The sequence below is a fragment of the Mycoplasma sp. Z386 genome, assembly GCF_054343375.1.
Genome location: NZ_JBTGVC010000015.1, coordinates 15,379 through 29,933, shown reverse-complemented (window position 1 = coordinate 29,933; position 14,555 = coordinate 15,379). Strand labels below are relative to the sequence as shown.

The 14,555-nt window shown below is 23.5% G+C and carries 13 protein-coding genes; 5 read left to right on the top strand and 8 right to left on the bottom strand.

Annotated elements, in window-relative coordinates:
• Window positions 1–72: 72 nt before the first annotated feature.
• The 8 genes from ligA to tpiA form a co-directional block, all read right to left on the bottom strand.
• Window positions 73–2,190 carry an NAD-dependent DNA ligase LigA gene (gene ligA, locus ACXX85_RS02720; protein ID WP_458560571.1) on the bottom strand — a complete coding sequence of 706 codons (2,118 nt, stop codon included), beginning with the start codon at window positions 2,188–2,190 and terminating at the stop codon, window positions 73–75.
• 12 nt (window positions 2,191–2,202) lie between these two features.
• The gene (locus ACXX85_RS02715) at window positions 2,203–3,126 is read right to left on the bottom strand and encodes an energy-coupling factor transporter transmembrane component T family protein (protein ID WP_458557298.1); all 924 of its coding nucleotides are present in this window, start codon (window positions 3,124–3,126) and stop codon (window positions 2,203–2,205) included.
• 1 nt (window position 3,127) lies between these two features.
• Window positions 3,128–4,033 (bottom strand): energy-coupling factor transporter ATPase, encoded by a 906-nt coding sequence (locus ACXX85_RS02710; RefSeq protein WP_458557299.1) that lies wholly within the window; start codon window positions 4,031–4,033, stop codon window positions 3,128–3,130.
• Entirely contained in the window at window positions 4,018–4,827 is an 810-nt protein-coding gene (locus ACXX85_RS02705) for an energy-coupling factor transporter ATPase (RefSeq protein ID WP_436359038.1), read from the bottom strand. Before ACXX85_RS02705 ends, ACXX85_RS02710 begins: the two co-directional genes overlap by 16 nt.
• Window positions 4,828–4,841: 14 nt before the next feature.
• Complete coding sequence (locus tag ACXX85_RS02700; protein ID WP_458557300.1) at window positions 4,842–5,213, bottom strand: IMPACT family protein; 372 nt, start codon at window positions 5,211–5,213, stop codon at window positions 4,842–4,844.
• The gene (locus tag ACXX85_RS02695; protein ID WP_458560570.1) at window positions 5,213–6,439 is read right to left on the bottom strand and encodes a YbhB/YbcL family Raf kinase inhibitor-like protein; all 1,227 of its coding nucleotides are present in this window, start codon (window positions 6,437–6,439) and stop codon (window positions 5,213–5,215) included. The genes ACXX85_RS02700 and ACXX85_RS02695 overlap by 1 nt, the downstream gene beginning before the upstream one ends.
• Before the next feature lie 80 nt (window positions 6,440–6,519).
• Window positions 6,520–6,786, bottom strand: a complete 267-nt coding sequence (gene rpsO / locus ACXX85_RS02690) for a 30S ribosomal protein S15 (protein WP_436359033.1) — start codon at window positions 6,784–6,786, stop codon at window positions 6,520–6,522.
• A 100-nt stretch (window positions 6,787–6,886) separates the two neighbouring features.
• Window positions 6,887–7,615, bottom strand: coding sequence for a triose-phosphate isomerase (gene tpiA, locus ACXX85_RS02685; RefSeq protein ID WP_436359032.1), 729 nt, complete (start codon window positions 7,613–7,615; stop codon window positions 6,887–6,889).
• A 160-nt stretch (window positions 7,616–7,775) separates the two neighbouring features.
• Here tpiA and asnS point away from each other — a divergent pair, with 160 nt between their 5' ends.
• Genes asnS through ACXX85_RS02660 form a run of 5 tightly spaced genes read left to right on the top strand, consistent with a single transcriptional unit; the run spans window position 7,776 to window position 14,555 of the window.
• Entirely contained in the window at window positions 7,776–9,122 is a 1,347-nt protein-coding gene (asnS, locus tag ACXX85_RS02680) for an asparagine--tRNA ligase (protein ID WP_458560569.1), read from the top strand.
• 14 nt (window positions 9,123–9,136) lie between these two features.
• Window positions 9,137–10,132, top strand: coding sequence for a glycosyltransferase family 2 protein (locus tag ACXX85_RS02675; RefSeq protein WP_458560568.1), 996 nt, complete (start codon window positions 9,137–9,139; stop codon window positions 10,130–10,132).
• Window positions 10,105–10,806, top strand: coding sequence for a hypothetical protein (locus ACXX85_RS02670; protein WP_458560567.1), 702 nt, complete (start codon window positions 10,105–10,107; stop codon window positions 10,804–10,806). The genes ACXX85_RS02675 and ACXX85_RS02670 overlap by 28 nt, the downstream gene beginning before the upstream one ends.
• On the top strand, window positions 10,793–12,985 hold the full coding sequence (locus tag ACXX85_RS02665) for an ATP-dependent helicase (protein WP_458560566.1): 2,193 nt from the start codon (window positions 10,793–10,795) through the stop codon (window positions 12,983–12,985). The genes ACXX85_RS02670 and ACXX85_RS02665 overlap by 14 nt, the downstream gene beginning before the upstream one ends.
• Before the next feature lie 4 nt (window positions 12,986–12,989).
• On the top strand, window positions 12,990–14,555 hold the full coding sequence (locus ACXX85_RS02660; RefSeq protein WP_458560565.1) for an MHO_4530 family protein: 1,566 nt from the start codon (window positions 12,990–12,992) through the stop codon (window positions 14,553–14,555).

Below are 14,555 nucleotides of genomic sequence, written 5' to 3'. Positions count from 1 at the left end.
ATAATTATTATTTTCATATCGCTAAAAAAAGGACATTTTGATTAATAATTTACAAATTAATAAGTAATTTTTTTATTTTTCAATAAGTTTATAAAATTCCTTTTCATTAATTATTGGAGTTTTGTGTTTTTCAGCCAATTTTAATTTGGATTCACCTGGTAAATCTCCAATAACTAAATAGTTAGTTTTAGAAGTAATTGTATTAGAAAGTACCCCGGAATTAGATACTACTAATTTTTTAAATTCATTTCTTGTTATGGATAAAGTTCCAGTAACAACAAAAGAAATATTTTCTAAATTTTTGCTTTCAATCTTGTTGTTTTCCTTTATAAAATTCAAATTTTGCTCTTTTAATTTTAATAAAAATTCTTTATTTGCTTGAATACTAAAATAATTTTTTAATTCTTTAACAATGGTTTCACCAAATTTATTTACTTCTAAAAATTTTTCATAATCATAATTTAAAAGTTCATCAATATTATTGATCCTTTTACTAATTTCAATAGATGCTTCAACACCTATATTTTTAATTCCAAGTGCATAAATAAATTTACTAAATTCTATGGTTTTAGAATCATTTATGGCTTTTAATAATACAGTTGTGGAACGCATCTTAAAATTCTTAGTTCATTTTTTATTATTAGCACTAATTAAAGCAATATTTTTTTCTAATTCAAATACATCAATAACATTTTTTATTACGCCAAAGTCATAAAATTGTTTAATAGTTTTTTTAGAAAGTGTTGAAACATCGAAAGCATTTTTGGAAAAGAAGTGGATAATTTTTCTAACAATTTTGTCTGAACAATTTTCATTTTCACAAAATTGTTCTTTTTCTGTATTATGTAAAGGAAAATTACAACTTGGACAGTGAGTTAAAATATCAATATTGGTATTTTCGAATTTTTTTACAGATGAAATTACTTGTGGAATAATTTCTCCAGATTTTTTAATATAAACATCTTCTCCAATTCTAATTTTAAGATTTAAAATGTTTTGAAAATTATGTAAATAAGCTTTTTCAACTTTAGTTCCATTTAAAAAAACTGGTTCTAAATTGGCAACATAAGCAATTTTTCCTGTTCTTCCTGTTTGGTAATCAACTGAAAGTAATTTAGTTTTTACGATTTCATCATAAAATTTATATGCAATAGCTCCTTTAGGAAATTTAGAAGTATAACCCAATTCTTCGGAGAAAATAACATCATTTACCTTAATTACCATTCCGTCTATTTCATATTTCAAATCATCTCTATTTTTATCCACATATTCTATAATTTCCTGTATTTCAAGTAAATTATGTACAGTTTTTCCTATTGTATTTACAGGAAAATGATTTGTTTTTAAAAAGTTGATAGTTTGCGAAACAGAATTAATATTATGGTTAATAGGTTCTACAACTTGATAAAAAAATGCTTTAATTTTGTGCATTTCATCAGTGGAAACGTTTTTCAATTTTCTTACTATTCCTGCGGCTGCATTTCTTGGATTTAAAAACAAATTTTTTCTTTCTAAAGATTTAATTTTAGAGTTTAATGATTCTTCATCGATTTTTTGCTGGTTATATTCATCAATTTTTGCTTGAATTTGTGAATTTAAATCAATAAAATCATCTTTATCAATATATATTTCTCCTCTAATTTCAATTGGTTTATCATATTTTATTGTTTTCGGAAAAAATTCATCTTTTGTTTTTAATATATTATTAATGATATTTTCTCCTTCAACACCATTGCCACGAGTTAATGCTTTTATTAATCTACCATCTTTATAATGAAGAGCAATAGAAAGTCCATCGATTTTAGGTTCAATATAAAAATCTTTAATTTCCTTTATAACTTCTTGAGAATCATTCAAAAATTTTTGAATTTCTTCATATGAATAAGCTTTATTTAAAGATAACATCGCAAAAGAGTGCTTAACTTTTTCAAATTGAGTAGAACTTATAGAATGAATTTTTTGAGTTGGTGAATTTAAATTTTCTTCTCAAGAAAATAAAGAAAAATACACATTTTCTAATTCTTTCAACTCTTTCATTTTGTCTTCATATTCTAAGTCGCTAATTTCTTGTGTATTTTCTTCAAAATACAATTTATCATGATATGAAATTTCTTGTCTTAAATCTTCAATAATTTTTTTAATTTCTAAATCGGTTTTTCCTTTTATTTTATCTTTTGTTTTTTTTCTCATAAATCATCCTTATTAAAATTGTTGAGCTGTATAAATTCAAAATAGCGGTAATGGTCCTATTACATTTTGTTCTACTAATATAACAAAAACTATAAAACTAATTAAAAATAATAAAAATAAGTAGTCAAATCATTTTAAATAAAGACGACGATATTTTGTTCTTTTTTCATAAGGATCATAACCTCTTACTTCCATTGCGTTTGATAAATCTTCTGCTCTAGAAAATGATAAAACAAATAGTGGAATTGTTAAGGTAATCATTGCCTTAACTTTATCATTAATTTTTCCGTGTTTAAAATCAACTCCTCTTGAAGCTTGTGCTTTAATAATTCTATTTGCTTCAAGTAATAAAGTAGGAATGAATCTAATTGCAATTGAAATAATCATCGCTATTACATTGGTGTTAATTTTTACAAGTTTTAATGGGAAAATCAAATCTTCAATAGCTCTTGTTAATAATACAGGTTTAGTAGTATAAATCAAAAGAGTAGTGATTAAAATCATACAATAAATTCTTAAACCAAGAACAAAAGCCCTTATAAAAGATAAATTAGTATATTTTAAAGTTGTAAATTTTAAGTTCAATGAAAATCATTCTTGACTTATAAATTTATAAGATTGATCGTGATCTAAACCTTTTATAATGAATTCTGGTTTATTAAAATTACTTAAATCATTTAATATAAAAGAATAAATTATAGACATAAATAAAAATATAAAAATAGGTAATTTAGCTACTTTTATTAAGTGAAAAGGTTTTTTAGTGGTAACAGCAAACAAAATCATCATAGGAATTATTAAAAAAGAAAGAGTTAATAGATGTGTTGTTACAAAAAACAAAGTAATAAAAATAATATTAAATATTAACTTTATTCTTGGATCTAACTTATGCAAAAACGTATTTTTAGGTACATATTTTCCAATTACTATATTCATATTACTCCTTTATTAACTTATTTATTTCTGAAATTAACTCATTAATATTTTTAACTTTTGGAATATTTATTCCTTTTTGTTTTAGTTTATTAACAAAACTTAACAATTTAGTTGGTTGCATTTTATTATCTTCTAAAAACTCTGTATCACTAAGTATTTCGTAAGTGTCTCCATCTTTAATTATTTTACCTTCCTTGAATACAATTGTTCTATTTGTTCAAGTTAAAGCATTATCTAAATCATGAGTTACAATTACTATAGTTTTTCCTGCTTTGTGTAAATTATCAAAAATTTCCAAAGTTTCTTGAATCCCTACCGGATCTAAACCTGCTGTTGGTTCATCAAAAAAAATGATATCAGGATCCATTGCTAAAATTCCTGCAATTGCCACCCTTCTTTTTTGTCCACCTGATAAATCAAAAGGTGATTTTTGTAAATAAGATTCATCTAAACCAACAAGTTTAATTATATTTTTAGCTTTTTCAATAGCTTTTTTCTTTTCTTCTCCCATTGAAACAGCACCAAATATAATATCTTTTTCAATAGTTTGCTCAAATAGTTGGTATTCTGCAAATTGAAACACAACACCAACCCTTTTTCTTATTTGTTTTAACTCTTTACCTTTAACTCTTTTTGCAAAAAGTTTTTTCTTTTTTAAAATAACATTTTTCTGTATATTTTCTTTATTTTTGTTTTCATTAACATAAATAAATTCCACTTCACCATCGTCTGGATAAATTAAACCATTCATATGTTCGATAAATGTGGTTTTTCCACTACCTGTTTGTCCTATAATTGAAATGAATTCACCTTTATTTATTTCAGTTGAAACATCATCTAAGGCATTAAATCTTGAAGGTAAATCTTTATCATAAATTTTAAATATATTTTTTATTTTAATTTGCATATTTCCTCTATTAATTCATTTTCATCATATGTTGGTTTTATTTTATTTATTAAAGAAGAAATTTTATAAATAAATGGTGAATCTAATTTTGCTTCTTCTAATACTTTTTTATCATTTAAAATGTTTTTTGGAGATCCTTGTGCTATTACCTTACCTTTTGCTAAAACTATCACTTCATCTGCTAAAACAGCTTCATCCATATCGTGAGTTATAGAAATTAAAGTTTTTGTTCTTGTAGATTGAATTTCCCTAATTATGTTTAAAACATCGTGTTTTCCTTTAGGATCTAGCATTGATGTAACCTCATCAAAGATTATAATTTTAGGACTTAAAGCTAAAATGGAAGCAATTGCAACTCTTTGTTTTTGACCACCAGATAAATTTTGTGGTTCTCTTTCAAGATGATCTAGCATATCAACTTTTTGAGCTAAATTGAAAATTATTTCCTTCATTTCCTTTGGATTAACACATCTATTTTCCAAACCAAAGGCAATATCATCTTCAACTGTTGCACCAACAAATTGATTATCTGGATTTTGAAAAATAATTCCAATATATTTTCTTGCTTCATTTAAAGTGCTTTTGGATAATAAAATATCATTTATTCACACTTCACCTTTTTTAGGTTTTATAATTCCTGTTAAAATTTTAGATAAAGTTGATTTTCCCGAACCATTGTGCCCTAAAATGGCAATATATTTTCCTGCTTTGAATTCTAAATTTATATCATCTAATGCTAATTTTGCATTTTCTTCATCGCTGTAACTAAAAGATACGTTTTTAAGTTTTATCATAATTTTTAATTATACTATTTATTGCTTTTTTTATTATTATTTAATAATAAATTAGCAGAATTTATATAAGATCTAATCAAACCTCCTGCTCCGAGTTTGATTCCACCAAAATATCTAACAACAACAATGAGGCTATTTTCTATTTTTTTTATTTGAAGCAAATTTAAAAGTGGTTTTCCTGCAGTTCCTTGCGGTTCCCCATCATCGCTCATTCCATAATGTGTTATTCCATTAATATCAGTGAATAAAAAAGCATAACAAATGTGTCTAGCTTTTTTATGTTCTTTTTTTAGATTTTCAATTATTGTTTTTACTTCGTTTTTGTCTTTAATTTCATATAAAAAGGAGTAAAATTTAGATTTTTTAATTTCAAATAAGTTATTCATTATTTTATTTTAAATTGAATATTTCCTTCTCCTACAACATGGGATTTTATACTTTCTAAAACATCTCCCAATGAAATAACATCAAAATTTTCTCTTTTTACAAAATTGATTTTTTCATCTAATGCATAAATTGTTAATGTATAAATTCCGTTTGAATCTGAAATATTTGGTATTTTTACCAATCCATAATCGTTTGCTATATACCTAAATATCTCATCACTTTCTCCAAAATCACTAGCTATTCTTTGTGCAAGGTGAGTACCAAAAGTATTAATATAATGATATTTTTGTTCTTTATTAATGTTAAATTGATTAATTATTCTTGAAGGAATTTTTATAAAGTTATCAGTTTCTAAATTCACATTTTCATTTTCTAGCTCAGTTCTAATTCAAAATATTAAAGGTGTAGCATAGTTTTTTACTTCAGCGTTTCCTAAAAGTGTCACAACATAACTTTTAGCTTCATTTATTTTGGAAAATTCTAAAGGTAGAGATATTGAATGAAACAAATTATTATGTTTTTGTGCTACATAAAATTTATTTAAAAATATTTCATTGTTTTCTCTATAAAAAGCACTAGATTTAATTTCAATATTTGTCTTTTTATTACCTTTATAAAAGAAAATTTTATCTTTTTCAAGTCCTTTGTTTAATTCCTGACTTTCTTTGTTATTTTCTACAAATCTATCATTGATAAAAACATATTTTGTTCTATATAAAAAAGTATAAAATCCTGAATCGATAACTTTTCCTTTTATCAAATTTTGAAAATCGTCAAAAAATAATTTATCTTCTTTATTAAAATTTGAATTTTTTAAAATGTCTTCTGTATTTAAAGCATAAATTCTTAATTCATAATTATGGTCACTTTCTACAGGGAATGGTCCTACATAAACGCCATTATTTTCGATTGAAACAATTTGTTCCAGTAAATGTTTTTTAGCGAAGGCTGACATAGAGTTTTCAAATTGAATAATTTTATCTTTATTTTGAAATGAAAAATCCCAATCTACCCTATTTTTCTTTATATTTGCAGCAATTCAATGAATAAAAGGTACTCCTAAAGATTTAGAAGCTTCCTTATCAATTAATGTTATAGCATATGATTTAGCATTTTTTACTTTTGACCATTTTATTGGGAAACTTACAGAATTGTCTTTTAAATTAGAATTACCAAATTGAGTTTCCAAAACACCATTTTTTACATTTTTTACAATTATTTTCATAAATTAAATTTTAACAAAAAATACACAAAATTAAACTTAAATAATTTAATCTTGTGTATTTTGTAAATAAATTGAAAAAACTATTTTCTAATATTAAGTTTTTCAATAGTTTTTTTGTAAGAATCAAAATTGTTTTCTTTTAAATATAATAAAAGTTTTTTACGTTTATTAACCTTTGCCATAAATCCACGTTTTGAATGTTTATCTTTTTTATTAACTTCAAAATGTTTTTTTAATGATTCAATATCTTCAGTTAAAATTGCAACTTGAACTTCAATCATACCTGTGTTTTTTTCGTTTCCACCGAATTCAATTGTTAATTCTCTTTTACGTTCTTTTGAAACCATATTTTCTCCTTTGATTTAATCCCAGCAAAAACTTGAACGAATGTTAAAACCGAGAAAAAATATTTTATATTAATTTTATTAATATTTAAATTTTATCACATTATTTGTTTAATGTTAATAATTTTATGAAAGAATCTGCTTTTAATGAAGCTCCACCTACAAGTGCTCCATCAATATCTTTTTGATTCATTAATTCTTCAATATTTGTTGGACTTACTGAACCTCCATATTGAATAACAACATCTTTATGTGTGTTTTCTCTTATAAATTCACAAACTTCTTGTGCTATTTGTGCAGTTGCTGTTTTTCCTGTACCAATTGCTCAAACAGGTTCATAAGCAATTACAATTTTAGAAAAATCTTCTACATTTTTTAAAGAATTTTTTAATTGATGTAAAATAACATCTTTTGTTTTATTATTTTCGTATTCTTCTAATGTTTCTCCAACACAAACAACAGGAGTTAATCCTTCTTTTAATGCTTGATGAACTTTTAAGTTAACTAATTCATCTGTTTCACCAAAATATTGTCTTCTTTCAGAGTGTCCTAAAATTACAAAAGATACAGATAAATCCTTTAACATAGATGCAGAAATTTCCCCTGTATATGCACCAGAATCAAAATTTGAAAAGTTTTGTGCTACTATTTTTAAATTTGATTTTTCAAATAAAAATAAATTAGTAAAAGGTGCAGCAATTCCGAAAGTAACTTCATCTGAAATTTTTGTTTTGTTTTCACTGTATAATCTACTAAATTCATCTAAAAATGCTTTTGTTTCTTGAGCATTTTTATTCATTTTTCAATTACCAATAATTGTTAATTTTTTCATTTTTCTCCTTAAAAAATAATCATTATTCAAATTATACTAAAACTCTTGAATTAATAAAAAAATTAATTATTTTATTATAAATTTCAATAACAAAATCTTCAGTTTATAGTAAAATTTAAATAATATTAATATAATAATAAATGTTAGAAAGCAGGCAACAATGAAAAGTATAAAAAATGTAATATTAAATGCTAAAGAAAATGATAAAAAAATTTTTAGTATTCAAGGATGACTAACAAACTTAAGAGGAAATACAAAAATTAAATTTTTAGAAATAAATGATGGTTCTACAATAGTTAATTTGCAGGTAGTTTTAAAAAACGAAAAAATCAATTTACAAGAAGTCGATAAGGCAAGGGATGGAGCAGCTATTTATGTTAAAGGTGTTTTAAATTACACTCCAAATTCAAAACAACCTATCGAACTTCAAGCTGATGAATTTAAGTTATTAAAAAATACAGATGAAGATTTTCCAATTCAGAAAAAAGAAATTTCAATGGAATTTTTAAGAGAAATACCTCATTTAAGACACAGAACAAAATTAATAAAAGCTATAATGCTAATTCGTTCTACTTTGGCGATAGAAATTCATAAATTTTTCTCTAATCATGATTTCCTTTATGTTTCAGCACCTATCATAACTTCTAACGACGGAGAAGGAGCAGGAGAAACTTTTGTTGTGGATTCAGAAAATGAAAAAATGTTTTTTGGAAAAAAAGCAACTTTAGGTGTTACTGGTCAATTACACGCTGAATCTTATGCAATTGGAATGAAAAAGGTTTATACTTTTGCTCCAACATTTAGAGCTGAAAATTCTCACACTAAAAAGCATGCAGCAGAATTTTGAATGGTTGAACCTGAAATCGCTTTTTACGAATTGCAAGATGTGATTAAATTATCTGACCATATGCTAAAAACTGTTATTAAAAACACTTTAGAAAAACATAAATTAGAATTTGATTTTTTAGAAGAAGTTGTTGATAAAAACTTGAGAGAAAAACTAAATTTATTTTTAAACAAAACACTTTCTATTATCGATTATAAAGACGCTATAGCAGAATTAATAAAAGTAAAAGATATTTTTGAAGAAAAAAATATTTATTTTGGTTTAGATTTAGCTACAGAACACGAAAAATACTTAGCAGAAAAATTATTTAACGGGCCTGTTGCTGTTATAAATTATCCAAAAGAATTCAAAGCTTTCTATATGTATCAAAATGATGATAATAAAACAGTTGCTGCTTTTGATTTATTAGTTCCAGGTATTGGTGAATTAATCGGTGGTTCCCAAAGAGAAGTTCGTTATGAAAAATTACTAGAAAGAGTTCGTGAATTATCAATCCCAGAAGACGATTTAAAATGATATTTAGATTTAAGAAGATTTGGTGATGCTGGTTCATCAGGATTTGGACTTGGTTTTGAAAGACTTGTTATGTATGTTACAGGAATCGACAATATTAGAGATACTATTCCTTTCCCAAGAACAGTTAATAACTTAAAAATGTAAATAAAGGAGTAAAAATGAAATTATCAATATTAATTCCATCATATAAACAAAAAAATGAACTTAAATCTCTTTTAGACTCTTGTTATGTTCAACAAAAAAACGAAGATTTTGAAGTGATTGTAACAATTAACAAACCTACAAATGATGAATTGAATTTAGTTTATGAATATAAAGAACTTTTCAAAGATAAATTAAAAATTTTAATTAATACAAAAAGACAAGGTGTTATTCGTGATATTTTTGATATGCTTACAAAAGCAGTTGGAGAATATTTTATTGTTGTTTTTCCTGAAACTAATTTAAAAAACTTTTTTGTCAAAAGATTTATTGAAATTGAAAAAAAATACAAGGTTGACATTATTGAATTTAAGCCTAAATTTAAAGGTTTTTTTCAATTAGAACCTAAAAAAAGAATTCAAGACAATAAAATTTTTAAAATTCAAGAAGACAAAAAGGTAGTTGCATACACTTTTCCAATTATTTTTAACAAATTTTTTAACACAAATAAATTTTTAGAAATAACAGCAAACACAAATTTCAAAGATGCTAGTTCTAAATATTTGATTGAAATACTATACAAAACACTACCCTTTTTAGAAAGTTATGTCTATATCGATGAAATCATCGTTAATGAATGAAATAATGAAATAAGCATTTTTAACCCTTCACAAGTTATTAGGGACTGAAAAAATATTGAAAATTTCACAAGAGAAAATAAAATTGAATTTATGGAAGAGATTTTATATGCCAAACTTTACTTTTTACAAATTTTTATTCCTGTAATTTTAGGAGTAACTAAAAAATCTCTATTGACTAGACTGTTAACAAGACAAGAAGAATTTCCAATAACTGTTTTAAAATATTATGAAAAATTAAAATTATTAAGAAAAAATGAATTTAATTTACTTTTATCAGTAAATAAATACATCCTATTAAACAGTAACGAAAGTAAACTTATTACAGAAAATACAGCCCCATCAAAATGACATTCAATTTCCAAAAAAATTTAACTAAAGCAGAAGCGAGTCTTTCAATAAAGTTTCTCTCTTCTTTAATTGATATTTTATTATATTTCTCTTTTGCTTTTTCTTCTTTAGGTTTTTTATTCTTTTTAATATTTAAAAACGATTATAACTTAGCTTATTATTTTTGACTTTTTTTTCAAATTATATTTATTTTAGCTTTCCAATTACTTATTCCTTTGTTAAATCAAGGCAAGAGTATTGGAAAAATAATTTGTAAATTAGAATTACAAACAGAAAAAAAAGTAAACAAAAAAGAATTGCTTTCTTGCTTATTAAAAAGAAATTTATTTTTTTCTTTGAATTGAGTTATATTAATTTTTCTTTTTATTCTTTTAATTAATCCTCAATTATCACAGAAAATTGTTTCTAGCAATAGTTTACTAAAAGACAAAAATAAGCAATTTAGTAATTTGAATTCATTAGAAAAAATTTTAATAAATATTTTTATCGCCTTTTCTAACTTTAACTTTATTTTGCTTTTAATTTTATTTTTTTTCAACATATTTAATCCAAAAAAGAACATCATAAATATTTTTTCCAAAAGCAAATTAGTATACAAAAATAAATTCATCGAAACTCAAAAACCTTTAGAAATCAAAAACCTAAATTGAACCAAAGTGCAGTGAGACACGAAAGGAGATTATTATGAAGAATGATAATAATGTAAAAATTCTCTCAAATTTAAATGATAAACAAAAAAGTGCTGTTGTTTATAATCAAGGTCATCTTCGAATAATTGCTGGAGCTGGTAGTGGTAAAACAGGAGTATTGACAAGAAAAATAGCTTACTTAATTGAAAATAAAATTACTGATGCTAAAAAAATATTAGCAGTTACTTTTACTAATAAAGCCTCAAACGAAATGAAAGAAAGGGTTATAAATTTAGTTGAAGAAAAAGGAAATGAAGTTTTTATTAGCACTTTTCACTCTTTATGTAACTATATTTTAAGAAGAGAAATTACTAATCTTAAAGATTATAATTCTAATTTCGATATTCTTGATTCTTCAGATCAAAAAAACATTTTAGAAAACATATATAGAAAATTAAAAATAACAAATAGAGACATTAATTATTCCACTGTTTTAGAAAAAATTTCTAAATGAAAAAATTTAGAAATTTTGCCTGAAGAAATAGATATAGATAAATTAGAAGAAGATGAAGAAATAATAGTTGAACTTTATACTGAATACTCAAAAGAATTAAAATTATTAAAAGCATTGGATTTTGATGATTTAATGATTTTTACCGTTAAAATCTTTCAACAATTTCCAGAAATAAAGCAAAAATGAAGAAATAAATTTTCTCATATTCTTGTTGATGAATTTCAAGATACATCAGAATTACAATTTGAAATTATTAAACATTTAACGGGAGAAAAAAATATTTTGACAGTTGTTGGAGATCCTGATCAAACAATTTATACTTGAAGAGGTGCTGATGTAGAATTAATTTTAAATTTTGATAAATTTTTCCCAGGTGCCTTAACAATTACCCTTGATCAAAACTACCGTTCCACCAATCAAATACTAAATGCAGCCAACTCTTTGATTAAAAACAATAAAAATCGTTTAGAAAAAAACTTATTCACCGATAATATTTCAAATGAGGAAATTGTATTTCACCATTCTTTCAACGTAGAAGTTGAAGCTAGATGAGTTGCAGAAGAAATAAATGATTTAAAAAGAAAAAAAGTTCAACTTAAAAATATAGCAATTTTATATCGTTCCGGTTTTTATTCAAGAGCTTTTGAAGAAGCTTTAATTAAAGAAAATATCCCATATCAACTTTTGGGTGGAACTAAATTTTTTGAAAAAAAAGTTATAAAAGATTTAATCGCTTATCTAAAAGTTATAAATGATGGTTCAACCGTTGGTTTACTAAGAATTATAAACATTCCTTCTAGAAAAATTGGTCCTTCAGCAATTCAAAAATTAACTGAATATGCAAACAAAAGAAATGTTCCTCTTTTTGACTGTTTAATTGATTATTTCACCAACAGAAAGACTTATATGAAAGAAGAAGGGTTTGAAGAATTACCTTTAAATCATTCTCTTCAAAAAGAACTGGTTGATTTTTTAAATTCTATTAACTTTGCAAGAAAATTGCTAAAAAGTGAAAAAAGTATCTCCTTTGTTCTTGAAAAATTTATTGAAAAAATTAAATATATAACTTCAATTAAAAACATTTTAGATAAACAAGATGCTCTAAATAATTTACATAGTTTAATGCAAGGAATTAAATCTTGAGAATCTAAAAACCCTAATTTAACATTAAATGATTATTTACACGAAATTTCTTTACTAACAGATAGTGATGATTCTAATTACGAACCAAATACTGTAACTTTAATGACAATACACAGTTCCAAAGGATTAGAGTTTCAAAATGTATTTTTAGTAGGAATGGCTGAGGGTATTTGTCCAAATAAAAGAACTTTAAAAGATGAAGAAAATATAGAAGAAGAAAGAAGACTTGCTTATGTTGCTATCACAAGAGCTAAAGAAAGATTATTTATTTCTAATTCTGGTGGAAATTACTTTGAAAATCAAGCATATTCTCAAACTTCTAGATTTATTTCAGAAATGGGAATAAAATCTGAAATTTTACAAAATTTTACAAAAAGAACTAATGATGGACAATTAAACTATAAAAGAAATGATAAAACGATAAATTTAGTTGCTGGTGATTTGGTAAATCACATTGTTTTTGGTGAAGGAATAGTTCTTACTGAAGAAGGTGATACAATAATTGTTAAATTCAAAAACTTACCTGAAAAAGATGCAACCAAAAAAATAATGAAACAGCACAAATCTTTAGAAAGGATAACACCTATCTAAGATTATGAATAAAAATAATTTTCAATTAGATCATTTAGGTATTATTTTAGTAGTTATTATTATTTTGTTATGCATAGCAGCATCAGGAATTTTATTTTTTGTTTATTCCAAAAATGAAAAACATATTTTAAAAAATAGTTCCATTATCATTCCTTTGAGTTTTGATGAAGAAAACGAAAGAATAAGAGTAATAGATTCTAAATTCAAAGATAGTGTTTTAGAAGTTTTCAAAAATAAATTAAATATTTATACAGGAAATTGAGTCAAATTAAACGATTTTATACTTTTAATTGATGCAAAAGATCGTAGCAAGTTTATTGAAAATATGAAAACTTGATCTAATAAAGAATTAGATTTAAATGTAATTGATAAAGAAAACAAGAAAGAAACAAATAAAAAATATAAATTTATTTTTTCAAACGAAGGTGGAAAATATATATTTATCTATAGAAATAGATATAGCAAAATAAATATTAAATTTTTACAAAAAATTGTAAAAAAAATTAAAATTATGAAAATCAAAAATTTTAAAACTAATAAAAGATTTTCCTTATTTTTCAATTTTTCTTTAAGTACATGATTTATAAATGAATCTATTTCCAAAAACATTTTAGAAGAACTTGTGTATAATAATTTTTTACTTTATTTTAAAATAAAACAACTGTTTTTAGAAGAAGGAATATTAATTCTAGCTTTTAATTCCAATAATAAAAGAAAAATAAACAAAATAAAATATAAACTATATAAGTTATTTTCAAAATTAAAAAATAATTTTTTCTTTTCAGAACAATCTGTTGTTATTATTGATAATAAAACTCAGCAAAATTCAAGTTCAGGAAAAATAAAAAAAATGATTAACTTCTCACTATGAAAATCTAAAAATGTTAATAAAACTATTGAACTTGAACATCCTTATTTTTTAGAATATACAGAAGAATTAGAAAAATACGATAAGGCTATTGAAGAATTTAAAGAAATTCTTAAAAAAGATGTAATAACAACAAACAAATTAGAATTAAGAAAAGGAAAAAGAAAAATTGGCGAAATAGAAATAGATAACATTCGCCCCGAAATTAAAAAATTTCTTTTTGTTAGAGAAAAAATAAAAATAGCTGAAAAAATTCTCAAAAAAGATATTGAGTTAAAAAGTGAAGAAAAAAATCATAATTTTATTTATACATATACTGATGTATTTTTAAATTATTGAAATAAATTAGATAAAAATACTTCTAATTTAATTATCAGAATTAAAAGTTATTCTATGTTTTTAAAAAAATTTAAAGAAGCATCCAAACATAAAGAATTAACTTTTGACAGATGGGGAATTTATGTTCAAAAAATAAATTTATCGTTATTTTCTATATTAAAAGAAATAAAACCTAAATTTTTAGTAATTTCTTACGAAATACTAAATAACATAGAAGATGATTCCTTTTTAATTTCTTTAGAAACATTAAATAAAATTTGTTCTACCAACAAAATAACAATAATTTATGAAAACAAAAATAATATAATTAAAAACGAAAGGATTCTTGAAAAAATAGGTTATAACTATTATTTCAATATTTAA